Raw genomic sequence first — 23,566 nt, 5'->3', positions numbered from 1 at the left:
TCCAAACTAGCGATTCCAATGAAATTCAATAAATTCAATCAATGGGTGGGCTTGTCATTCCTGACGCTGGCAACAGGTTTTGTGATGACTTCCTGCGAAGAAGATACCGACGGGCGTCCGCAGTACGAAGCGGGTACCCCCGTGGCGGCCGCCATTGCCCCCGACTCCGCAGCGGCTGGAACGGTGATCACCCTGACGGGTTCGGGCCTGGGCGATATGCGCACCATCGTTTTCGAAAAAGACAACGTACCCGCCGGTTTCCAGCCCACGCTGAATACCGATCAGGCGCTGATTTTCCGGGTGCCGGAAGATGTCGTCGGGGGTGTGCAGAACATCACGTTCACCAACAGCGCCGGGCGGTCGGTATCGGTGCCGTTGCGGGTGCTGGCGTATCCGACGGTTTCCGATATTTCGAACTACAACTTCCGGAAGGATTCCGAAATCACGATTACGGGCAACAACCTGGACGATGTCGTTTCGGTGAAACTGACCGGCACGTCGGACATGGCGACGGTGGTTTCCAAGGAGAAACGTAAACTGGTCGTGAAAATGCCCACAACGACGGCAAGCCGCGCGACACTGGACATCACCAACGGGACGGGTTTGCTGCGCACCACCCAGGAACTGGTGAACATCGACAGAGCTTACCAGATTTTCACGGATGCCTACGGAACCGGTTTTGCCGATGGCTCCTGGGGGGATGCGGGTGCCGTATCAACGAAAGAGTTTAAATCGGGCACGGCTTCGGTCGGTAAAACCTACCAGAAAGGCAACTGGCACCTGATCGCGTTTGCCAACTGGTCTGCGTCGGCCATTTCGTACTCACCGGACTACACCTACGTTTCCGGCTGGATCAAAGGAGCTTCGGCAGATTACACGCTGTACCTGACCACCGACGCCAGCAAAGCCGGTTTTGGCAACTTCGACGACAAAAACAAAATTGACGTGAAGGCCGGCGTCTGGAATTACTTCAAGTTCAAAATTTCCGACATCGACTTCTGGTCGGCTGGCAAGAAATTGTCTCAAGTTGGCTTCCGGATCCAAGGGCCGGATAAACAGGACGAGACGTTCTATTTCGACGATATCGTACTGATTAAATAAAAACTCATTATTCTACCGGTAAAGCGAAGGAGGCAGGGTGACACTTGCCTCTTTTCGTATCCATACATTCCTATGGCACTTGTTTTACGGACCACCCGGATGGGAGCTTTTAAGGTGCAGAAACGGCTGTTTTTAGTCCTTATGACGGCCCTGTTGGGGTGCGTTTCCTCCACCAGCCCGGAACCCGATCTGACGCCGGCCAACCCCAAAACCGTTCAGATTGAAGCTGAAACCGGGCTGTTATCCGGTGTGGAAGTGGCCACCCGCCTGGCCGGTTTCTCCGGAACCGGCTACGTGTCGGGTTTTGATGATGCCGCCGACAAACTGACGCTGACCTTCAGAGCCACCGCCGGGTTGTATGAGCTAACGGTTGACTACGCGTCACCCATGGGCGACAAAGGCGTTGATTTTCAGGTGAACGGTGAAAAAGGAAGCAGTACGCTCAAGCAGACCAGCTCCGGGTTTAGTCCGGCCAAACTGGGATTGTTTCGTCTGCGCAACGGGCAGAATACCGTGACAATTCTCCGGGGCTGGGGTTATTTTCACATTGACAATCTGAAACTCAGCCCCGCAACCGTGGTGCCGCCTGCCAAACCCGCCAAAACACTCGTTGATGCCCGCGCAACGGCATCGACCAACGCTTTGTTTGCGTACTTGGTTGATCAATACGGTACCAAAGTCATCTCCGGCCAGCAGGATGATGTCGAGTACATTCTCGAGAAAACCGGCAAAGAACCCGCCATCGGCTCCTTTGATTTGATGGATTATTCGCCCAACCGGATGCAGCGTGGCGCTGTTCCCCTTCGATCCAGCGAATCTTGCATTGCCTGGGCTAAAAAAGGGGAGGGGCGCGGCATCGTCAGCCTGTTGTGGCACTGGAACGCACCGACGGATTTGATTGATGAAGAACCCGATAAGCGCTGGTGGAGCGGATTTTATACCCGGGCGACTACCTTCGACCTGGCCGCTGTGCTGGCCGACAAACAGGGCGAACGGTATCAGTTGCTGCTCCGCGACATCGACGTGATCGCCGGAGAATTGAAGAAGTTTCAGACCGCCGATGTGCCCGTACTCTGGCGGCCCCTGCACGAAGCGTCCGGCGGCTGGTTCTGGTGGGGAGCCAAGGGAGCGGAGCCGTTCAAGGAGCTATGGCGGGTGCTGTACGACCGGCTGACGAACTACCACCAGCTGCACAACCTGATTTGGGTGTATGCCGGAACAGATTCGATTCATCCCGATTGGTATCCCGGCGATCAATACGTTGACATCGTAGGGCTCGATATCTACACCGATCCCACGGCCAGCCTGAGCGGCAACTGGGGCAACGCGCAGACGGCTTTCAACGGCAAAAAGATGGTGGCCTTAACCGAGACGGGTAACCTGCCGGATGCGGGTAAAATTCGGGATTTCGGTAGCTGGTGGTCCTGGTTTTCGGTCTGGACCGGCGCAGATTACATCAAAAAGCAACCCGTTGAGAACCTGAAAGCCGTCTATACCGACAAAGACGTGATTACCCGCGACGAACTGCCCGACTGGCGACAATGGAGCGGTAACGGCGGCACGGTTTCGGCCAATCGCTGAAACCGTGCCGACCGGCTTATTTTTTCGCCTGTTTAACCGGCTCGGTGGTGCGCAGGAATGCAATTAGGTCAATGATTTCGCCTTCCGTCAGCCCATCGAGCAGGCCGGTGGGCATCATCGAATTCGGCGTTACTTCCCGCGACTGAATCTCCGATTTATTCAGCACTACCGGGTCTTGCCCAACCACCCGCAGCGTCACCTGCCGCTCGTTTTCCCCGGCGATATTGCCCGTATACGTCCGACCGTTGCGGGTCGTGATCACCACCATTTTGTAATCGTCCTGAATTTCGCCACTCGGGTTCAAAATATTGCTCAGCAGGTAATCCAGATTAGCCCGGTTGGAGCCCGTGATATCCGGCCCGATGATACCGCCTTCGCCGTACATTTTGTGGCAGGGGCCGCAGGTGCGCTGGAACACTAACCGCCCTTTCGTCGTATTGGCCGCCAGCAGGGCCCGGTCCGTTAGCAGTTTCTGGTACCGCCCGTAGGCTTTCTCGTCAATACCGTTCTGCTCGATTGGCCCCCATACTTCAACAAAACCGCTGCCGACCACCCGGAGCAGTTGCCGGGCGGCATACGTGGGCACATCCCGCTTCTGAATTTTATTGGTTTTCAGCGCCTGCGTCAGTTGCCAGCCGTATTTCGGGCGGGAAGACATCGTTTGAACGACCTGTAATTTATCGGCCGGGCTAAAATTCGGGTAGCGGGCCAGTAGCAGTTCACCCAGGGGTTCGTGGTCGTAACCGGCAACGGCCCGGATGACTTCGGTTCGCAACTGGGGTTCGTTTAGTAGAGCCGGAAATTCGGTCAGCAGTTCAGGCCGTTGCTGCCCCGCAATGGATTTCAACGCTTTCAGGCGCTGGTCGAGGGGCGCTTTTTGGTTTTTCAGGGTTGCCAGCGATTGCCGGGCGGTTTCGGTGTCCCCAAATTGCTGCGCCACCTGCTGCGCGAGTGAGGCCGTTTTGGGATTGGCTTTTAGTTTGGCGTAAACTGTTTTCCAGTTGGTGGGTGCTACCAGATCAGACCGACCTTCCAACCCGTCACGCATTCCCTCAAGCAGGCTGGTTGGCGTTTTCGTGGAGCGGCCAATTGCCGTGACGAGCGCCGGTATCTGATCGGCATCAACCGTTCGGCGGGCCAGGAAGCGGGTTACCATCGGAATCTCGCAACGGGCGGCCATCGCCAGAGCCCGTTCGGGGTTTTGCTTAACGAGCGGTTCAAACCCGTACCAGATCATCTTCGGCAGGTTGTGATCCCCTTTGTCTTCGCCGTGTTGCATGAGTTCGCCAGCCAGTTTCCAGCCGGTTTCGGCATCTACCCGTTGCAGGGCCGACGCCAGGTAGAGCCGCACCACGGGCGACTGATCTTCGCGGGCCATCCGGACGAATTTCTCCTGCGCCGATGCGGGGGCCGACCGGTCTTCACAGACCAACTGAATGGCCCAGGCGCGAACGTACGGGTCCTGGTCGTCAAGGGCTTTCACGAGCGCATTGCTGTCAAAACCGCCCGTAATGTGCAGTGCCCACATCGCTCTGAGCCGGTGGTCCGGATTTGGATTCGTTTCAAACAACTGACGGAGCTGCGTGAGGGCCTGTCCGTCCAGTTTGCCCTTGGCGGCCCGTTTTTGCAGAATAATCCGGGCGCGTCGGGCGTGCCAGTCGCTTTTGCTGGTTTGCAGATTAACCAGTTGCGCATCGGTCACCTTGTTGAGGTCGGAATACCGGCCGGTCCAGTTTTCGGCCAGTGAGTTTTTGGGCATAACGCGGAAAATCCGTCCCGTTTCGCCGTTGAGCACTTCCTTGCCGCAAATGTCGGCATCGTGCCAATCGAGCACGTAAAGGCCGCCATCCGGCCCGATTTCCATGCTGAAACCGACCCACTGGGCGTTGTTAGCCTGCAAAAAGTCGTCGCCGTGGCGCCCGACGTAGCCCGACCCTTTCGGCTCCAGAATGTCCGACAGTACGGCGTGTTCGTGAATATTTGCCATGAAAAGCCGTCCCTGTTCCGATTGGGGGAAGGCATCGGACTGGTACACCCGCGCTCCACCGTGGGCCGAGCGGTGGCTGTGATCCGTGATGGTTTTGATGTCTTCGTAAACGTACGGATTAAAGTGCTGCCCGCCCTGCCGGTGGTAAATACCGCCCGGAATAACGTGCCAGAGGTGCGGAATAACGCAGGCCGTCATCACGAGCTGCCCCTTGGCGTTGTAATCAATACCCCAGGGGTTGCTGAAACCGTGGGCCACCACCTCAAACCGGTCTTTGATGGGGTGATACCGCCAGACGCCCCCGTTAATGTCCGTGCCCTCGCCCTCCAGAATATCTTCGGGAAACGGGTCGTTGTGTTTGTAAAGCTTGCCTTTACCTGCTGGCTTGCGCACTTTCGAGGGGGTTGCAAAACCCTGTAGGCCGTAGAGCCAGCCGTCGGGTCCCCAGTGCAGGCTGTTCAGGGTTTCGTGCCGGTCGCGGATGCCCCAGCCCGTCAGCCGAACTTCAATGTTGTTTACGTCAGCCTTGTCGTCGCCGTTGCGATCCGGCACAAACAGCAGATTCGGGGGGGCACCCAGAAACAAACCGTCGAAGCCAACGGCCATTGCCGCCGGGAACGGGATGCTGTCCAGAAACACTTTCTGGCTGTCGGCCACGCCGTCGTGGTTGGTGTCTTCCAGAATCAGAATCCGGCTGTTACCGGCTTTGGAAAACCCGTAGCCGCGCGATTCGTAATCCCGGTTTTCGGCCACCCAAAGCCGCCCGCGGTCGTCCCAGCAGAAGGCCATCGGTTGGGTAATCATTGGCTCCGACGCCCAGACGGTGGCCTGATAACCGTCTTTGAGCGTCATGCTTTTAACGGCTTCTTCGGGCGTCAGAAATTTGGCTTCCAGACCCTCTTTCTGCGCCAGTCCCCAGAGGGTCGCCGTGTTGAACAGTGAAGTATTGCCGGTAAACTCGCTCCAGGTTTGGGTCAGTTTTACATCGTTCAGCTCTCCGGTGTAAACTACCAACTGGTGGCGAATCACTTCGGTATCGCCTTTCTCAATTTTCCAGTCGCCGTTTCGGGCGCGGGCCGGACCGATGCCGAGCTGGTTATCTACGCGCCAGGTTTGCGGATACCCTTTGTTTTCCGGGTGATCGAAAATGGCGATGTGGGCCAGGTCGTTCCGGCCTTCCACCTGCATACCAACATCCACCCACATGGCGCGCTGGCCTTCGGCTTTTTCGTTGCGCTGCCGGGCCGCGTTGATCACTTCGCCCTTGATGCCTTCCCGCCAGGGCATCCGCAGGAATAAACCGCCGTAATCGTATTTGCCGATTGTGACATCGGTGTTGGCTTTGCCTTTCCATTCCAGGTCCAGCAGGAACTTGCCCTGTTTCTCGCGCATCGACCAGTTTTGGGTTTCGGTCAACACGGCAACCCCTTTTTCGTCCAGCAGGTCGTAGACGGTCTGCCACTTGACTTCCGAACCACTGGCCTGAATCACTTTGGCCGAAACCCGGCGCCAGTAGTCACCCTGCGGGTGGTGGAAGTAATCCCGGCCGTTGACGCGCGTGAAGCCCCAGTACAAACCCGTCTGGTGTTTGTGGTGGCCCGGGCTGTATTCGGTCAGAATCCCTTTGCCGTCGGGGGCCGCGATGGGGTGGATGTAAGGTCGGAAGTCGGGTCTGGCGTTCTGAACCAGAATTGGCGTTTTACCACCAACGCGAAAAACCGATAGGGTACCGGTTTTAAGGTCCTGCCGGATTTGCAATTTACTGGCTGCACCCGGTGGTGGTTCGCCCGGCGAAGTGTAGCGTGAATGAATAAAAACGCTGCCCGAACAAAGAATAAACAGGGCTAAAAGAAGCGAAACGAATCTCATGACGGTTTAGGAAAAAGACGATTTGTCGTCCGGTTTTGTAAGAAAGAGCGAAGCCTCTATACAACTACTTATTGAACGGGCGCATATAGCTGGCAAGCAGTAAAGATAGGAAAACGGTTTCCGGTGTGGATCAAACCGTATTTAGTCATCGTTTCCACAAATTACTTCGCCAGAAGGAAATTTTTTTATTGGAATTGTACGATTTTAATGTATACATTAGCTACTTGTAAGTAACTTTTCTCTATTTAATAAAACCACTTTCAAGGCCAGTTCATGCGGATTCGAAAACTACCCATTCGGCTGGGCCAGAACGCTGAAAAGGAGGTTGCCCTGCGCTTGAAAGCGGGTGACGAGCAGGCCTTTGAGGAGATTTTTTACCGTTACTACAAACATCTGTATGCCATCGGTATCAAGTTTCTGAAAAACCCGGATCTGGCCGAGGATGCGGTTCAGGATATTTTCCTTAAACTCTGGGCGCACCGCGAAGCCCTCAACGAGACCTACGCCATCAAAAGCTTCTTGTCGATTTCGATGAAAAATCACGTACTCAACGTGATTCGGGATCATCACGAAACCATCTGGGAGTACCTTTCCTGCGAAGTGGAGGAAAAGCTGGGGCACGATACAACCAGCGATGCCTTTCAATTGCAGGAGTACCGGGCCATTTTGGAGAAGGGCATACAGGAACTGACTCCGCAGCGGGCCAACGTGTTCCGGTTGCGGGTCTTCAACGGCATGACCAACGAAGAGGTTGCTCGCCATCTGGCCGTTTCGATCAATACCGTCAAAGTCCAGTTTTCGCAGGCCACGAAGTTCCTCAAAGACTACCTCAGTAAACACGCCGATCTGGAAGGCATCCTGCCCATTCTGTTTTATTTATTGCTCCCGTAATATTTTTTCTTTGGTGAATAATACTTCCGGTCAGGAAGTGTGTATCTATTTAGGAAAGAGTAGAACTATTCCTAAGCCGCCTGAATGGAGACACAACTTTTACAGAAGTATTTACAAAACGAATGCACTTCTGACGAAGCCCGGTCGGTGTTGCGGTATCTGGCAACCACGGACGGTCAGCGGCAGTTGCAGCTCCTGCTGGAAACGGATCTGGCCGATCCGGGCGAACTGCACCTGGACGTTGTCGAACGCCAGCAGGCCCAGCGCCTTTTCAGCCGGATTCAGGCCCGTAAACAAGATGCCGCAGAAGCGTCCGTTCGACCGCTGCGACCGTTGTGGCGCTGGATGGCTGCGGCTACGGTCGGGCTGATTCTGCTGGCGACGGGCTCGCTGTTTTTCTACCGGCAGTTTGTCACTCCCCCGCCCATTTCCCTGCATACCGATTTTGGGCAGACCCGCCGGGTGGTGCTGCCCGATCAGTCGGTGGTGACCATGAACGGCAATACCACGCTCCGGTATTTTGAGCACTGGAAAGCCGATCAGCCCCGCGAAGTCTGGGTGGAAGGGGAAGCGTTTTTTGAAGTTGTCCACACCCAAAATCACCAGCGTTTTCAGGTTCACCTGCCCACGCAGATGAACGTTGAGGTACTGGGAACGCGCTTCAACGTGTATACCCGAAAGACAAAAACCAAGGTGGTGCTGAACGAAGGCCGTATCCAGATGCGGGTTGCTGACAATCCGGCCAACCACCTGGAGATGAAGCCGGGCGAGATGTTCTTTGCCGATACCGAAACGAAAGCCTTCTGCAAGAAACGGGTAAACGCGCTGGCTCAATCATCCTGGCGTACGGACAAGCTGATTTTCGAGGGCACGACCCTTACCGAAGTTGCCCAGTTGCTGAAGGATACCTACGGGTTGGACGTAGAAATCCGGGACCGCGACCTGCTGCAGCAGAAAGTGACGGGTACCATTCCGGGTAAGGACGCCAACACCATCCTGAAGGGGCTTTCGGCCCTGTTCGACCTGAAAATCACCCGAAAAGCCAACCATATTATCATAGAATAAACCCCTCACGCATGAAAAAAATAGTTTTACTTTTGGGAGGAGCGTTGCTGGCCGGGGCCCTGCCGACCCGCGCCCAGATGATTGCATCGAATGGGCACCGGGTTTGGCCGCAGGAGAAGGATGTAGCCGCACCCATGGTAACGCTTCGGACTGCGTTATCGGAACTGGAGAAACACTATCGCGTTTCATTTATCTACCGGACGGATCTGGTCGATATGAAAGTTGCGCTGAACGCCAACCGGGGGCGTACAGTGGAGGAAGCGTTAAACAACTTGCTGGCTGATAAAGGGTTGACGTTTGAGAAAATCCAGGCGAACTTCTACATTATTGTGGCCAGTAAGGACAAAAGCACCCGGTTTCTGCGCAAAATAGGCCAGATTGAAAAGAAGGCCTTTGAAGCACCCGTAGGAAACGAACCCATCGGACTGGGCGACCTGAACCTGACTAAGCTGGAGCGCATTGGCTATTCCGTCAGCTCGGCCGAGCGACCGCTGGAAGACATCAAGGGCAAGGTTTCTGATGCTAACGGGGATGCTATGCCGGGGGTGAGTGTCGTCATCAAGGGCACCACCCGGGGAACGACCACCAACAGCGAGGGGGCATATTCGCTCAATGTTCCGGGCAATTCCACATTGGTTTTCAGCTTCGTCGGCTACGCTTCGCAGGAAATTCCGATCAACGGCCGGACGACGCTGAATGTAACTCTGGCGCAGGACGAGAAAGCGCTGGAAGAAATAGTCGTTGTCGGATACGGAACGCAGAAGCGGGCGTCGGTTACGGGGGCGGTTTCTTCGGTAACGCCGAAAGAACTGACGGCTTTGCCGGTCATCAGCGCGGAGTCTGCCCTGCAGGGCCGGGTTCCAGGCGTGCGGGTGGTCAACAACGGAAGCCCGGGACAGGCACCGATTGTCCGCATCCGGGGAGTCGGTTCGATCAACAACGCATCGGGGCCGCTCTACGTAATTGACGGCGTCCCGTCGAGTGATCTCAACAACCTTGATCCGAAAGACATCGAATCGCTAGAAGTTCTGAAAGACGCCAGTTCAGCGGCTATCTACGGATCACGGGGGGCCAATGGGGTTGTGATTATTACTACCAAACGGGGTTCGAAAGACGGAAAAATACACGTTAGCCTGGATACCTATTTTGGTACGCAGAGCGCCTGGAAAAAGCTGGATTTGCTCAATACGCAGGAATACATTCAGTACGCAACGGCGTTGCTGGGCAATGCCGGTATCGCAATGCCCGCCCGGTTAAGCAATCTGAACACCCCCATTTACGAGGGCGCTTCGCAGACGTTTGCCCAAACCGAAACCAACTGGCAGGACGTGATGCTCCGCACGGCACCGATTCAGCAGCACCAGGTTTCGGTATCCGGTGGCAACAGCCTGTCACGGTTCTTCGCTTCGGTGGGTTATTTCGACCAGGAAGGAATTTTGATCGGAACGAACTACAAGCGGGGGAACGTCCGGCTGAATTCGGATCATCAGATCAATAAATTTCTGTCGTTCGGGCAGACGCTGATGATTTCGTACGACAAAATGCGGGGTGAGCAGGGCTTTGGCGGTGGCCGGACGGCGGTCATGCAGGCCATCCGAAACTTGCCGTACTGGCCGGTTTCGGACCCAACCAAAGTAGGCGGTTACAGTTCTCCAACGGCGGCTGATGGCTCTGATCCCGACAACCCGGTGCGGATTGCCCTGCAGGATCAAAGCTATACCCAGCGAATCAAACTCCTGGGAACGCTGTTTGCTGAGGTACGATTTACGAACTTCCTGAAGTACCGGTTTAGCTTCGGAGCGGATGTCGTGACCAACATAGGGCAAAATATTTTCCCGATTTACAATGACGGTTATAAAAGCCGGGTTCAGAACAATATTCAGGACAATCGAAACTCCTATTATTCACCCATCCTGACCAACCAGCTGACATTTGAGAAAACGTTCGGTAAGCATTACGTAACCGCTACCGCAGTCGCTGAGAAACAGAATTCCCGCGGCTCAAGTTTGAATGGAAACGGCTACCGTCCCAACAACGACATTAATGTTTTGCAGGGTATTTCGAACCCCGGTGTTACCAGCGTTCTGGAAGAAAACAGCCTGATTTCGTACATTGGTCGGGTCAACTACGAATTCGGCGGGAAATACCTGATCAGCGGGTCGGTGCGCCGGGATGGTTCCTCGCGGTTTGCACCCGGTAGAAAATGGGGTACATTTCCAGCGGCTTCGGTGGGCTGGCGGATTAGTGAAGAAGAATTCCTAAAATCAGTTCCCTCCATTTCGGAATTAAAAATTCGGGCCAGTTACGGTGAAACTGGAAATAATTCCATTGGAAATTATGCCTGGCAGTCGCTGATCTCCGCCGACAATACTAATTACGTCTTTGGTGCCAACAAAGTATTGGGGTCTTATTTCAGCGCCTTAGGGAATACCAAGCTAAGCTGGGAATCTACCACCATGACCAACTTCGGAATTGACTTGGGACTCTTCAGTAACAGGTTGACCTTCACGGCTGAAACCTATAACCGGAGAACCGATGGCTTGCTGCTGAATGTTCCTATTCCGAATTCCATCGGGTATTCGACGGCACCCTTGGCTAATATCGGCAGCATGAAAAACTGGGGCTACGAATTCCAGATTGGCTACAGCAAAAACGAAGGTGATTTTCGCTGGAACCTATCCGGGAACCTGGATATGACCCGCAACAAAGTGCTGAGTCTGGCCACACCAAGTGCGACCATCTATTCCGGCGCTAATTCGGATTTCGGCGGTGCTGATATTACAAAAACAGAAGCGGGTCAACCCATCCAGTCATTCTATGGCTATCTCGTGGAAGGGATTTATCAGACGGTCGATGAAGTGTATAATTCACCCAAACCGCAATCCCGGCCCGACAACCGTGAAGCTCACGACCCGACCAAAAATACCTCCGCAGGCGACATCAAGTTTAAAGACATCAATGGTGATGGTGTTGTCAATGCCAGCGACCGGGTTTATCTGGGCAGTTACATTCCGAAATTCAGCTACGGCGTCAATTTCAGCGCCAACTACAAAAACTTCGATCTGACGCTTTATCTGCAGGGTGTTTACGGTAATAAGCTCTACAATGGTACGAAAGTAATTGAGCAGGGAATGTTGCGGTTGTTTAATGCCGGGAAAGACGTACTGAATGCCTGGACACCCACTAATACAAATACGGATGTGCCCCGGGCGATCAGCGGTGACCCGAACAACAACAGCCGAACCTCTGACCGGTTTATTGAAAGCGGCTCCTACATGCGCGTAAAAAATCTGAGTATTGGGTATTCCATCCCGGCGCCCATCCTGAGCAAGTTTACCGCCAACACGCTCACAAGAGCGCGTATTTACGTCTCTTCCCAAAACCTGCTGACATTTACTGGGTATACGGGCCTTGATCCGGAAATCGGCGTGAACGGTGGGGCTGGTGATACGAGTAAATTGCTGACCAACGGAATTGACTACGGGCAGTATCCGCAACCGCGCACGCTGCTGATTGGTCTGAATATCGGTTTCTAGTCGAACCCCGTGCTGATTTGGAGAACCTACTAACGAACAATTTCAATGAAAAATAAACTTCTTTTATCCGGTATTCTTTTTCTGGGTCTGGTGGTGGGCTGCCAGGAAAGTGATCTGGACAAGCTGAATCCCAACGGAGTAACGGTCGATACCTTTTACAAAAACGGAGCCGAACTGTCCAGTGCCGTCAATGCTGTTTATGCCTTGGCTAAAGCCAATGCACTTACCTCCCGGGAGTGGTTTTTCCTGCACGATTTACGCAGTGACGATGTGGCGGCCGGAGGTGGCCAGTTGGAAACGCCCCGAAACCAGATTTTATTGGGAAGCTACACGACCGATAATGGCGTGTCGGGAAGCGTTTGGCAGGGGTTCTACCGGCTCGTTCACCGGGCCAACGCCACCATCGATCTCTCCGAAAAAGTCGCGGATATTCCGGCGGCCGACAAAGCCCGGCTCTTGGCTGAAGCCCGGTTTCTACGGGCCTGGGCGTATTTCGATCTGGTTACATTGTGGGGGGCGGTGCCGTTGTACAAAAACTACGTTACGTCGGTAGAAGGGGCACTGCCGCGTTCGTCCGAGGGGGATGTCTACGCCTTTATCATCGCCGACCTCAAAGCCGCTCAGGAAGCGCTGCCAGCTACGTACAATGCCGACAACCTGGGACGGGCTACCAAAGGAGCCGCGCAGATGCTACTCGCCCGGGTCTATCTGCAGCAGGCCGATTACACCAACGCCAAAACCGAGTTGCAGAAAATCATTACCTCGGGCGTTTATGGACTGGTCGATGAGTACCTGGATAACTTCCTGGAAGAAACGGAATTCAATAAAGAGTCGATCTTTGAAATTAATTTCTTTCCGGCGGGTGGTAACTACAACTGGGATGCAGACGGCAACGGTGCTACGGCCGGGACCGAAACCGTGCGGACGCAGGAGTATTCGGCCATCGGCTGGCGGAACGTCATTCCGTCCAACAGCCTGCTCAATGAGTTCGAGAAAACCGCTACCGGCCGCGATCCCCGGTTTGCCAAGTCGTTTTACATGACTGGCGACAAATACAACAACGACAAAAACACGCTCACGGATGCGGCCCAGAACGGTAACTCCTCGACGGTCGATGGGCAGACGATGAAAGTAAGCTGGCGGAAATTTTCGCTGATGTACAAAACCGATCAGTCGTATCTGACCGGCGGAATTAACCAGCGGATTATGCGCTACGCCGAAACGCTGCTGTCAATGGCCGAGGTGGAAAACGAATTGGGCAACACGGCCGAAGCCATCAAGTACCTCAACATGGTCCGGGCGCGGAAGAGCGTCAACATGCCACCCTACCCAACGGCGGCTTATCCGGTTGGTACCAAAGACCAGGTGTTTAGCGCCATTGTGCACGAACGGCGGGTGGAGTTGAGCGGAGAGCAAATCCGGAACCGCGACCTGTTGCGCTGGCGGAAAGCCAATAAGCTGAAGGCCGAACCCTTCTCGTACTTCCAGAAAGGGAAACACGAGCTGTTGCCCATTCCGCAGCAGGAAGTAGACAACAATCCGAAAATTGAACCGACTGACCAGAACCCGGGCTATTAATTCACCGGTGTTTAAACGGATGAAATAGGAAATACGGAGCGGGGAGCAACGGTATAATACCGGTTGTTCCTCGCTTTATTAGCTTTATAATGCGTTCATTGCCAGCGAGCCTCATGCGTCCTTCCTTCTTGTTTTACCGGATCGTTCCCCTGCTACTGGTAGTTTACGCGGGCTGCCGGAAATCGGCTCAACCGCTTTTTGAGCAAATGCCGTCCAGCCAGACTGGGATCACGTTTGCCAATAACCTCAAACCCACCGAGGCCTTCAACGCTTTTACGTTCACCAATTTTTACAACGGCGGGGGCGTCGGCGTGGGAGACGTGGACAACGACGGCCGACCCGATGTGTTTTTCGGCGGCAATCAGGTGAGCTGCCGGCTGTACCTCAACCGCATCGACACCACCACGCACACATGGAAATTTGAAGATGTAACTGAAGCGGCTGGGTTGACGACTAACCGTTGGTGCACCGGGATTTCGATGGTGGACATCAACGGCGACGGCTGGATGGATATTTACGTGAGTGTAGCCAAACACCCGGCTTTACCGCAGTCCGAAAACTTACTGTTTATTAATCAGGGGGTCAGCAACGGCAAACCGGTTTTTCGGGAAATGGCCGCCCAATATGGTTTGTCAGATGCGTCATTTACCACCCAGACGGCCTTTCTGGACTACGACCTCGACGGCGATCTGGATGCGTACCTGCTCAATACCGGTCCTGATCTCCAAAATCCCAACTACCTGCGGGCCACCATCAACGACGGGTCGTATCCCAGCACCGGCAAGCTGTACCGCAATGAAGGCGTCGGCCCGCGGGGGCATCCGGTGTTTAAAGACGTTTCAAAGTCGGCTGGAATTGTCTACGAAGGGTTGGGGCTTGGCCTAGCCGTCAGTGATCTGAACCAAGACGGGTATCCGGATATTTATTGTTCCAACGACTTCATCAGCAGTGACATTCTCTACTTAAATAACGGCAAGTCGTCTCCGGGCGGGCCTACCTTCACCAATGTCATCCGGCAGGCCACCGCCCACACCAGCCTGTACGGCATGGGCGTCGATATTGCCGACTTCAACAACGACGCTTTGCCCGACATTTTCCAGCTCGACATGCTGCCAGAAGAAAATGCCCGTCAGAAAAAGATGCTGGCCGGACAGGATTACGACCGCAAGGAACTCAGCATTGCCGAACCGTATCGTTACCAGATGCAGTACATGCGGAATTCGTTGCAGTTGAATCTGGGAACCTGGAATGTGCGCCCCGCGGCAAAAGGGGAGGGGCAAGGGCTCATTCACCCAGCCGCCACCACCACCCAGGCCCCGCTGCCGCAGTTCAGTGAAATTGGCTTGCTGGCGGGGGTGGCCAAAACCGACTGGAGCTGGGCGGCTCTGCTGGCGGATTACGACAACGACGGCCGAAAGGATTTATACATCACCAACGGGTACCGGCGCGACGTGACCGACCGGGATTTTATTTCGTTCACGGAGGAGTTCTCAGGGTTTGGAACCGCAGAATTTCAGAAGGACAAGCGCGAGGAACTGATTCAGAAAGTACCGGAGGTAAAAGTACCGAATTACGCCTTTCGCAACGACGGCGATCTGGCGTTCACCGATGTTTCGCAAGCCTGGGGGCTGGCCGATTTGTCGTATTCCAACGGGGCCGCCTACGCGGATCTGGACGGCGACGGCGATCTGGATTTGGTGGTCAATACCGTCGATTCGGAAGCGCTGGTGTACCAGAACCGGGCACAGCAGCAGCAGCCGGCCCACTATTTATCCGTTCGGTGCCAGGGCGACTCCGGCAACCGGCAGGGGATCGGAACAAAAGTAACGCTCTGGGCGGGCGGGAAAATGCAATACGCTGAACTTTCGGTGGTGCGCGGCTTCCAATCGTCGGTTGAGCCGGTCTTGCATTTTGGTTTAGGAAAATCCTCCGTAGTGGATTCGCTCCGGATCGAATGGCCCGGCGGAAGGTCCGAAACAAACTACCGGATCAGGGCCGATCAGCGAATTGCGGCCCGTTTCGATCACGCTAAGAGCGAAGGGGCGAAACCCGCGCCAGAACCCACTGAACCGCTTTTCACTGGCGCAACCGGGCAAATTCCGCTGGACTTTCAGCACCGCACGTCTGCTTTTGTCGACTTCAAGCAAACGGCGGCTTTGCACAAAATGCTGTCGCGCCCGGGTTTTGCGCTGGCCACCGGCGATGTCAACGGCGACGGCCTGGACGACTGCTTCGTGGGCGGAACGCACCGGGGCAGTGAAGCCTGTTTTCTACTGCGAACACCGTCGGGCGGTTTTACCAAAAAGCCGTTTCCAATTCATAAAAATCACGACGATACGGCGGCCCTGCTGTTCGATGCCGATGGCGATAATGATCTGGATTTGTACGTAGTTGCGGGAGGAGCCGAGCGACCCGCGTCCGACCGGGCGTTTTACCAGGACGGCTTGTATCTGAACAACGGCAAGGGGGAGTTCAGTCCGGCTCCGGCCAACGCGCTGCCGGATGTGTCGGGCAGTGGTTCCTGCGTCGCAGCTGCCGATTTTGACCGGGATGGCGATCTGGATTTGTTTGTCGGCGGGCGGCAGATTCCCGGTCAATACCCGCTTCCGGCCCGCAGTTATTTATTGCGCAACGACGGCCGGAACGGTGTATGCCGGTTCACCGACGCAACCGCTCAGCTGTGCCCGTCGCTGCTCAAAGCTGGTCTGGTTTGCTCCGTTCTCTCGACCGATCCCGACAAAGACGGTTTTTCCGACCTGTTAATCTCCGGCGAATGGATGCCGATAACCCTGATAAAAAATGATCGGGGAAAAGCCTTCACGCCTTCCCTCCTTCGCTCACTCACTCATTACACCGGCTGGTGGAACTGCCTGGCGCAGGGCGATTTTGATCAGGACGGCGATCTGGATTACATAGCCGGCAATGAAGGGTTGAACACGTTGTACCGGGCGTCGGAGCAGGAACCGATCAAGATTGTTGCCAAGGACTTCAACAACGACGGTACGTTTGATCCGCTGATAGGGTATTTTATCAAAGGGGTGCGGTATCCGGCCATGCCGCGCGACGCCCTGAACCAGCAGGTGATTCAATTCCGGCGAAAATACCAGCGGTATGCCGACTACGCCAAGGTGACGTTTGACGATTTGCTGAGCAAAGACGATCTGGACGGGGCTTACCAGGCCGAAGCCACTTACCTGCAAAGCGCCTACATCGAAAACCTCGGCAACGGCGAGTTCAGAATGAGGCCACTGCCGCGAATGGCGCAGCAGTCGCCGGTTTTTGGCATTGTGGTGCAGGATTTCAATCAGGACGGAAAACTCGATGCGGTGCTGACCGGCAATTTCTACCCGAACGAAGTCAACATGGGCCGTCAGGACGCTTCCTTCGGGCTGGTGCTGCTGGGCGACGGACGCGGTAATTTCAAGCCCATGCTGCCGCGGGAAAGCGGTTTGCGGGTGACCGGCGACGCCCGGCGGTCGGTTTTGCTATCGGGAAAAGGCCTGGACACGTTGCTGGTCACGGCGGTTAACGGGCAGGGGTTGCAATTGAACCGGTACCGGCCTCCGCTGGTCGTGAAAACCGTCCACCAATCGGCTAAAATAGCCCGTCGTTCCAGGCACGATAGCCACCAGCCCTGAGCGCCCAGGGGACCGGCTGGCAGTTCCACCGTACAAGGAAGCGGGAGCTGCACCCGTGCGCCGGATTAGTCAAGCGCACGGGTGTTTGTACCTGCTGCGTACCAGAGGTTGGCAACGGCTTTCTGGTATTTTGATTGCAATTCAGCCTGTTTTACTTGTAGGTCAATCAGTTTGGTTTCCCGGCTGTTGATCAAAAACAACGAACTCTCCCCCATGTCGAATTTTTGCTGCTCAGCCTGCAAAAGCGCCTGCTGGTTGGTAACGGTTTGCCGTTGCAGGGTGAGTTGCCCTTCCAGCGCTTTCAGCTCATTCCAGGCTGCCTGAACGCCGTTGACAATATCGCGGCCGGTTTGCTGCCGTTCGAGCGCCAGTTGCTGGGATTTCAGCTGAACCTGCCGGAGCTTCCCGCGTTCTTTCCGCAGAAAGAGCGGGAAGGTGAAGTCAACACCAATTTTGTGATTTTCGGCCCGGAACGCGTAATAACTGGCCCAGTCGTACCCTTCGTTGGCCGAAGGCGTCCGGCTCAGCAGATTTGCACTCAGGTTGATCTGGGGTTGCAGCAACGAACGCCGAAACCGTTCTTCAATGACCAATTGTTCCCTTTTGGCCCTTAGCTTCAACAGTTCTGGATGCTGCTCGGCGGCCCGGCTCAGCAGGTTCTGAAACTGATCCTCGTTAATTGCCATCAGGGGATTGGTTTGCGGAATCACAAGCGGGGGTAAATCAACCGGGAGCGAAGTGCCTCGTTCATCCGAGCGCCAGAGAAAAGCCGTCAGCCGCAGCCGGGCATTCTGCCAATCCACTTCCGCCTGTTGCACCTGCAAGAGCCGATCCTGCACCGTAATGAGCGCTTCGGTGGTGTCGATCGGGGCGGCATCGCCCAGCAAAGCCCGTTGGCGAATGCCCAGAAACCGGGTGTCGGCCAGTTGGTAACCCTGACGAATGAGCCGGAACTGCTGGTAGGTCTGGTACCAGTCCCAGTAGGTCTTGGCGGCATCAAACAGCGTTTTGTTGATTAACTTCAACCGGTCGGCTTCGGCCAGATTAATGGCCTGTTCGGCCTGCCGCAACGCGTTCCGCCGGGCGTCGATCAGCAATCCCTGTCCAATCGGCACACTCACGCCCACGGCAGCCAGTCCCGACGAAGGAACGCGCTCCTCGGGGTTCAGATACTGCCCCCCGTTGCGGTCGTAAGTCATCTTGACATCGATCCCACCCGGCAAAACCGGAATTGACAGCCCGGACAGCCATTTGTCGTAATAGAGCGTTTTACCGAATTCTTTTCGATCATAGGTCGAAAAGAGTTTCGGATCAAAAGCGCCCCGTGCTTGACGAACCTCCTGCCGGGCTTCCTGGCTCAGCAGGGCCGCCTGCCGGACGATGGGGTGGTGTTCCAGAACAACTTCGTAAAAGTCGGCTGCCGAAAAGACGTTTTCATTCGATGAAAGGGTGTCGGCGCGTTGGGTATTGGCTGCTTGTCCGAGTGCCAGATGGGCAACGGCGCCACTGAGCAAAAGCCAGATACTAACGAGTATGGTTTTCATTTTTTCTCTTCAACATCTTTGGGTTCCTCCTGCAAATTAGGCGGGAAACCGTTCAACTGACGCCAGATTTCGTACCAGATTGGTACATCATCGAGCATGACCCATCCGTAGACGCCTGACCCGACCCGCAACTGCTGGGGCCAGTTCTGATCACCTTTCAGGGTCTGGGGTTTGACCAGCAACCGGTATTTACCGTTCATACTGCTCACGGCGTCGATCACGGCAACCTCACCCCCGAACGTCCCCACCGCCACCGATGGCCAGCCCGAAAACTGGATGGCCGGCCAGCCATCGAACTGGAGCCGTACATGCCGCCCCCGTTGGATCAGCGGTACATCCATGGCCCGGACGTAGAGTTCAACCGCAATGGCGGGTTGAGCGGGTTGGAGAATGGCGATGGATTCCCCCTCCTTGATGGTTTCGCCAATCCCGAATTTATACGATCGAACCACGAAGCCATCCTGTGGAGCGCGCACAACGTATAAGCCCCGGCGTACGTCGACGCTGCTGATTTTATTCTGAATCTTGGAAATCTCGCCATCGGCTTCGGCCCGGTACGAAACCGCCGAACTGCGGTCGGAGAGCGCCTTGGCTAGTTTTTCCTGGTAATCCGCCTGGATGGTGTTTAAATCAAGCCGTGCATTGACCAGTTCCTGCCGTGAAACGTTGAGCTTGTTTTCCTGCGCAATGACCTGGGCGTAATCCTGCTGCACTGTCAGGCGTCGGGATTCGAGATCCGTCAGCGAGAACAGGCCGTTTTTATACCCTTTTTCGTAACGATCCAGCCGGTCGAGGGCAATCTGGTAATTTTTGCGCTCGGCCAACAGGTCCGTGCTGTCGCTCGCAACTTTGAAAGCCGACTGCCGGACTTTGTTGCGGGCCGACTCCAGTTTGACCTGCAAGCCGGTTTTCAGGGCCTGAATCTGCCCGTCCAGGGCGGCAATTTTAGCGTCAGTGGCTTCCAGACTGCCTTGCTTGGCGTCGAGCTGTTCGTCGAGTCGCTTGGGCAGATTCGGGTCAAAATATTCATCCTTGATCTCGGAGATAACCAGTAGTGTATCGTCTTTTTTAACAAACTGTCCCTCCTGAATTTTCCAGCGCTCAATCCGGCCCGCAATGGCGTTCTGAATCGTCTGGGGGCGGTCGCGGGGGGTGAGGGCCGTTACGCTGCCTTCCCCGCTGATGTTCTGCCGCCACGGGAGAAACAGCGTAATCAGGGCGATAAGCAGCAAAGCCATCAGCCAGCGCCCCAGTCGACGACCGCTGTTGGGCTCCGGCAGTGTTCGTAAGGTCTTGAGCGGGTAATGCGTCAGAAGCGCTTCGTCTACCCGCTGATTGGATAAGTTAAGCATGGTCGATGGATTCGGTTTCCAGGGGTAAATCAGTTACGTTGGCAATCTTCTCAACAGCCGTCAGCATGTCGAATACTGTATCGATCCCCGAAATCAGTTTCTCGACCGAACCGGAAATCAATACGATGATGAGTTCAGCCGCCACAAACTGGCCGAGCGTCATCTGGCGGGCTACCACCAGTGAAGTACCCAGGATGAGCAAACCGCCGGTTGTGATGGTCTTGAACCCGATGGCGCTGTAGAAAAACCGCTTCAACACCTGGAAGTGGGCGTTGCGGTAGGAAACGTACCCGGCAACCAGTTCGTCCATCCGGTCAATGGGCTCACTGGATTTCTGCTGGCGGAAACGGGAAATATCCTGCGCATATTCTTCCAGAAAGCCCACAACCCGGTATTTGTATTTCGACTCGCTAAGGCTGGTTTGAATCCCCTGAGAGCCGTAAATCCAGCAGATACCGACGATGGTGATCAGGGTAAACAGACCAAATACCAGAAAGACAGGGTGGTAAAACGACAGCAGAATGATGCCAAACAGAATCTGCATGGAAGCTGCAGTCAGGTCAATTAGTAGTTTGGGTAATCCCTTCTGAACCGTCAGTACGTCGAAAAAACGGTTCATCAGCTCCGGGGGGTGATAGCCCGAAAAAGCTTCGGGCTTGATCCGGGGCAGCCGGTAGGTGTACTCAAAAGCCGCTTTCGCAAAAATTCGCTGCTGCATGATCTCAACCAGCGTCATCTGAGCGACCATCAGAAAACCAGCCACGATGACCCCCAGCACAACCAGACCAATCAGAACGTACACCGAACTGAAGACCAACCCGCTGGATACGAGGTTAAATACCGCCTGGATACCCAAAGGCAGTGAGAGACTGATTAAGCCCGTTACGATGGCGTATAAATAAATGTAGCCAATATCTTTTTTTTCGGTTCCCAGCAGACGCAGTAACCGGCGGAGGGGTGAGGGAGGAAGTTGTTTCTGATTATCGGTGGCCATGATTTAATTGCTTTCTTCATTGATAGTAATACTATCTTTCTTGCAAACATAACTTTTATATCTGAAAGTTTGTTTCTTTGTAAAAATATTTTCCCCTGAAACACAAAGAAGACTAAAAATGGAATACACGGTTCGGGTCCGGATGAATGAAAAGCTCTTTCTCCGCGATCCGGAAAGTTCAGAACTAGGCCGTCGGATCATCAGGCAAAGTATTCGTCTCATTGCGGACATCGGTTTTGAAGACATGACGTTCCGCAAACTGGCCGAACGAATCGGCACGACCGAAGCCAGCATTTACCGGTATTTTGAAAACAAGCACCGGCTGCTGGTTTATTTGGTGGCCTGGTACTGGCAGTGGCTGGAATACCAGGTCCTGTTTCAGACAAACAACCTGAGGGATGCGCGCGAAAAGCTGGAACGCGTCCTGCGGCTTTTGTTGCTGAAGGATTACACCGAGTTGGAGACTTCACCCGACGCCATCGACATCAAGGCGCTGTACAGTATCGTCATTCAGGAATCGAGTAAAGCTTATCTGACTCATCACGTTACGGAAGACAACAAGGAGCAGCTTTTCAAGCCCTATAAAGACCTCTGCGGACGCATCGCCGGGATTATTCACGAATACTGCCCAAATTATCCCTACGCCCAGTCGCGGGCCAGCTCGCTTATCGAAACGGCTCATTATCAGGCTTTTTTTATGCAATATCTGCCTTCATTAACCGATTTAGGGACCGACACGGAACAGCCAGCCGGAAACGACGAGCGTTTGTTGAGCTTTTTGCGCCATCTGCTGTTTTCGTCGCTGGATACCGAAAATTTCTAAGAGCGGATACGTACTTTTAAAACTTAACACGGTGATACAATCGGGCCAAACCGGCAGCCGTCGGTTTGGCCCCGGCGGACTAACGTGTTCACTTAAATCTGCGCAAACCATGTGGCTAGATAAGCGGATTCAGGAATTGCTGGGTATTGAGCTGCCAATTATTCAGGCGCCGATGGCCGGATCGGTTTTATCCAGAATGGTGATAGCCGTTGCCGAAGCGGGTGGGCTGGGTTCGCTGCCCTGCGCCCTGCTCAGCGGGGAGCAAATCCGGAAGGAGTATACTACCATACGGCAGCATACCGATAAGCCGGTCAACCTCAATTTCTTCTGTCATCAGACACCCCCCGCCGACCCGGACCGGGAAACCCGCTGGCGAAAGCGGCTGGAACGCTACTACCGGGAACTTGAGATTGATCCCCAGGCACCGATTCCCGCTTCCAACCGTGCGCCCTTCGACGGTGCGCTGTGCGAACTGGTCGAAGAACTCCGGCCCGAAGTGGTCAGTTTTCACTTTGGTCTGCCGGAGCCGCACCTGCTGACGCGGGTGAAGGCCAGTGGGGCCCGGGTGCTGTCGTCGGCAACCACCGTGGAGGAGGCCGTTTGGCTTGAAGACCACGGCTGCGACGCGATCATTGCCCAGGGGTCCGAAGCGGGTGGGCATCGCGGGATGTTCCGGAGCGAAGCGGTGGCCACGCAGGTCGGAACGATGGCGCTGGTGCCGCAAGTGGCTGATGCCGTTAAATTGCCGGTTATTGCGGCCGGTGGGATAGCCGATGCGCGCGGTATTGTGGCCGCCTTTGCGCTCGGGGCGTCGGCCGTTCAGCTCGGTACGGCTTATCTGTTTTGCCCGGAAGCCGAAATTTCACCACTCTACCGGTCGGCCCTGCGAAGCGCGACCGACACCAGCACTGCCATTACCAATGTGTTCACCGGCCGCCCCGCGCGCGGCATTGTAAACCGGCTCGTTGGCGAGGTAGGCCCTCTTTCCGACGCGGCACCGGCATTTCCCTTGGCGGGCGGTGCGCTGGCTCCCCTGCGGTCTAAAGCCGAACCGACCGGATCGTCCGATTTTACGTCTTTGTGGTCGGGGCAGGCTGCGCGGTTAGGGCGCGAACTTCCTGCTGGTGACTTGACCCGGTTGCTGGCCGAAGAAGCCCTCGGAAAACTGGCGGCTTACCGGTCGCTGGGGTAGGGGTGTTGGCCAGGGGTTTATTCCCGGTTGGTAACGCAGGAAGCGTGGAGGGATTTAATTTCTTCGTCCAGCACCGATTTCATGATGTTCAGGATGTCGGCCGCCAGCATTTTTTCACCGTCTTCCACCAGGCGGGTGTAAGACTCATACAGGACATGGCACCTCCGCTCAAACCGGGTTGTTGGTGTGATGGAGAATATGGTAGTCTGGCTTTTGAAAGCCCCCGTTACAACGGTTTCTTTCGGCTTTTGGAAGAAGTTTGTCATGGTCAAGTTAAGTAGGAAACACCTCGCTTGCGCTGCGGAATAGTATTTTTATTGCTTGTGCAAATATAAAGAACTTGCTGACAGTGGCAAATTTCAATTCCGCAATCTGGCTGATTGCCCGGAGTATTTATGGAAAACGGTAGTAGAAA

14 protein-coding genes are annotated in these 23,566 nt (G+C 55.0%); 9 read left to right on the top strand and 5 right to left on the bottom strand.

Annotated features, from left to right (window positions below; genetic code table 11):
• Positions 1-18 precede the first annotated feature (18 nt).
• Entirely contained in the window at positions 19-1,101 is a 1,083-nt protein-coding gene (locus OQ371_RS03090) for an IPT/TIG domain-containing protein (protein WP_265992302.1), read from the top strand.
• A gap of 72 nt (positions 1,102-1,173) precedes the next feature.
• The gene (locus OQ371_RS03085; RefSeq protein ID WP_265992301.1) at positions 1,174-2,682 is read left to right on the top strand and encodes a glycosyl hydrolase; all 1,509 of its coding nucleotides are present in this window, start codon (positions 1,174-1,176) and stop codon (positions 2,680-2,682) included.
• A 16-nt stretch (positions 2,683-2,698) separates the two neighbouring features.
• Here OQ371_RS03085 and OQ371_RS03080 read toward each other — a convergent pair whose 3' ends face one another.
• Positions 2,699-6,538 carry a PVC-type heme-binding CxxCH protein gene (locus OQ371_RS03080; RefSeq protein ID WP_265992300.1) on the bottom strand — a complete coding sequence of 1,280 codons (3,840 nt, stop codon included), beginning with the start codon at positions 6,536-6,538 and terminating at the stop codon, positions 2,699-2,701.
• A 273-nt stretch (positions 6,539-6,811) separates the two neighbouring features.
• On the opposite strand from OQ371_RS03080, the gene OQ371_RS03075 reads away from it, so the two are divergent.
• The 5 genes from OQ371_RS03075 to OQ371_RS03055 all read left to right on the top strand — a co-directional run bounded on the left by OQ371_RS03075 (position 6,812) and on the right by OQ371_RS03055 (position 17,246).
• Positions 6,812-7,429: an RNA polymerase sigma factor gene (locus OQ371_RS03075; protein ID WP_265992298.1), complete on the top strand. Its 618-nt coding sequence runs from the start codon at positions 6,812-6,814 to the stop codon at positions 7,427-7,429.
• 84 nt (positions 7,430-7,513) lie between these two features.
• Positions 7,514-8,494 carry a FecR family protein gene (locus OQ371_RS03070; protein ID WP_265992297.1) on the top strand — a complete coding sequence of 327 codons (981 nt, stop codon included), beginning with the start codon at positions 7,514-7,516 and terminating at the stop codon, positions 8,492-8,494.
• An 11-nt stretch (positions 8,495-8,505) separates the two neighbouring features.
• Entirely contained in the window at positions 8,506-12,030 is a 3,525-nt protein-coding gene (locus OQ371_RS03065) for a SusC/RagA family TonB-linked outer membrane protein (RefSeq protein WP_265992296.1), read from the top strand.
• Between the two features lie 45 nt (positions 12,031-12,075).
• A complete protein-coding gene (locus tag OQ371_RS03060; RefSeq protein WP_265992295.1) occupies positions 12,076-13,608 on the top strand; it encodes a RagB/SusD family nutrient uptake outer membrane protein in 1,533 nt (510 codons plus the stop codon).
• A 113-nt stretch (positions 13,609-13,721) separates the two neighbouring features.
• The gene (locus tag OQ371_RS03055) at positions 13,722-17,246 is read left to right on the top strand and encodes a VCBS repeat-containing protein (protein WP_265992294.1); all 3,525 of its coding nucleotides are present in this window, start codon (positions 13,722-13,724) and stop codon (positions 17,244-17,246) included.
• 65 nt (positions 17,247-17,311) lie between these two features.
• Here the strand turns inward: OQ371_RS03055 and OQ371_RS03050 are convergent, their stop codons facing one another.
• The 3 genes from OQ371_RS03050 to OQ371_RS03040 are packed head-to-tail and all read right to left on the bottom strand — an operon-like array spanning position 17,312 to position 21,136.
• Positions 17,312-18,790 (bottom strand): TolC family protein, encoded by a 1,479-nt coding sequence (locus OQ371_RS03050; RefSeq protein ID WP_265992293.1) that lies wholly within the window; start codon positions 18,788-18,790, stop codon positions 17,312-17,314.
• The gene (locus OQ371_RS03045; RefSeq protein ID WP_265992292.1) at positions 18,787-20,142 is read right to left on the bottom strand and encodes an HlyD family secretion protein; all 1,356 of its coding nucleotides are present in this window, start codon (positions 20,140-20,142) and stop codon (positions 18,787-18,789) included. The genes OQ371_RS03050 and OQ371_RS03045 overlap by 4 nt, the downstream gene beginning before the upstream one ends.
• A complete protein-coding gene (locus OQ371_RS03040; protein WP_265992290.1) occupies positions 20,135-21,136 on the bottom strand; it encodes an ABC transporter transmembrane domain-containing protein in 1,002 nt (333 codons plus the stop codon). The genes OQ371_RS03045 and OQ371_RS03040 overlap by 8 nt, the downstream gene beginning before the upstream one ends.
• Before the next feature lie 118 nt (positions 21,137-21,254).
• On the opposite strand from OQ371_RS03040, the gene OQ371_RS03035 reads away from it, so the two are divergent.
• Positions 21,255-21,959 carry a TetR/AcrR family transcriptional regulator gene (locus OQ371_RS03035; protein ID WP_265992288.1) on the top strand — a complete coding sequence of 235 codons (705 nt, stop codon included), beginning with the start codon at positions 21,255-21,257 and terminating at the stop codon, positions 21,957-21,959.
• A 109-nt stretch (positions 21,960-22,068) separates the two neighbouring features.
• Complete coding sequence (locus tag OQ371_RS03030) at positions 22,069-23,151, top strand: NAD(P)H-dependent flavin oxidoreductase (protein ID WP_265992287.1); 1,083 nt, start codon at positions 22,069-22,071, stop codon at positions 23,149-23,151.
• A gap of 17 nt (positions 23,152-23,168) precedes the next feature.
• On the opposite strand, the gene OQ371_RS03025 is transcribed toward OQ371_RS03030, so the two are convergent.
• Entirely contained in the window at positions 23,169-23,417 is a 249-nt protein-coding gene (locus OQ371_RS03025; RefSeq protein WP_265992286.1) for a hypothetical protein, read from the bottom strand.
• Positions 23,418-23,566 lie beyond the last annotated feature (149 nt).

Source organism: Larkinella insperata (genome assembly GCF_026248825.1).
In the GTDB taxonomy this organism is placed as follows: domain Bacteria; phylum Bacteroidota; class Bacteroidia; order Cytophagales; family Spirosomataceae; genus Larkinella; species Larkinella insperata.
The sequence above is the reverse complement of the archived record's forward strand: the minus strand, read 5'-3'. Positions and strand labels throughout refer to the sequence as shown.

Bases quoted from the DNA above. Each gene is read 5' to 3' on its own strand.
- OQ371_RS03090 (WP_265992302.1), top strand. From the start codon at position 19: ATGAAATTCAATAAATTCAATCAATGGGTGGGCTTGTCATTCCTGACG.
- OQ371_RS03085 (WP_265992301.1), top strand. From the start codon at position 1,174: ATGGCACTTGTTTTACGGACCACCCGGATGGGAGCTTTTAAGGTGCAG.
- OQ371_RS03080 (WP_265992300.1), bottom strand. From the start codon at position 6,538: ATGAGATTCGTTTCGCTTCTTTTAGCCCTGTTTATTCTTTGTTCGGGC.
- OQ371_RS03075 (WP_265992298.1), top strand. From the start codon at position 6,812: ATGCGGATTCGAAAACTACCCATTCGGCTGGGCCAGAACGCTGAAAAG.
- OQ371_RS03070 (WP_265992297.1), top strand. From the start codon at position 7,514: ATGGAGACACAACTTTTACAGAAGTATTTACAAAACGAATGCACTTCT.
- OQ371_RS03065 (WP_265992296.1), top strand. From the start codon at position 8,506: ATGAAAAAAATAGTTTTACTTTTGGGAGGAGCGTTGCTGGCCGGGGCC.
- OQ371_RS03060 (WP_265992295.1), top strand. From the start codon at position 12,076: ATGAAAAATAAACTTCTTTTATCCGGTATTCTTTTTCTGGGTCTGGTG.
- OQ371_RS03055 (WP_265992294.1), top strand. From the start codon at position 13,722: ATGCGTCCTTCCTTCTTGTTTTACCGGATCGTTCCCCTGCTACTGGTA.
- OQ371_RS03050 (WP_265992293.1), bottom strand. From the start codon at position 18,790: ATGAAAACCATACTCGTTAGTATCTGGCTTTTGCTCAGTGGCGCCGTT.
- OQ371_RS03045 (WP_265992292.1), bottom strand. From the start codon at position 20,142: ATGCTTAACTTATCCAATCAGCGGGTAGACGAAGCGCTTCTGACGCAT.
- OQ371_RS03040 (WP_265992290.1), bottom strand. From the start codon at position 21,136: ATGGCCACCGATAATCAGAAACAACTTCCTCCCTCACCCCTCCGCCGG.
- OQ371_RS03035 (WP_265992288.1), top strand. From the start codon at position 21,255: ATGGAATACACGGTTCGGGTCCGGATGAATGAAAAGCTCTTTCTCCGC.
- OQ371_RS03030 (WP_265992287.1), top strand. From the start codon at position 22,069: ATGTGGCTAGATAAGCGGATTCAGGAATTGCTGGGTATTGAGCTGCCA.
- OQ371_RS03025 (WP_265992286.1), bottom strand. From the start codon at position 23,417: ATGACAAACTTCTTCCAAAAGCCGAAAGAAACCGTTGTAACGGGGGCT.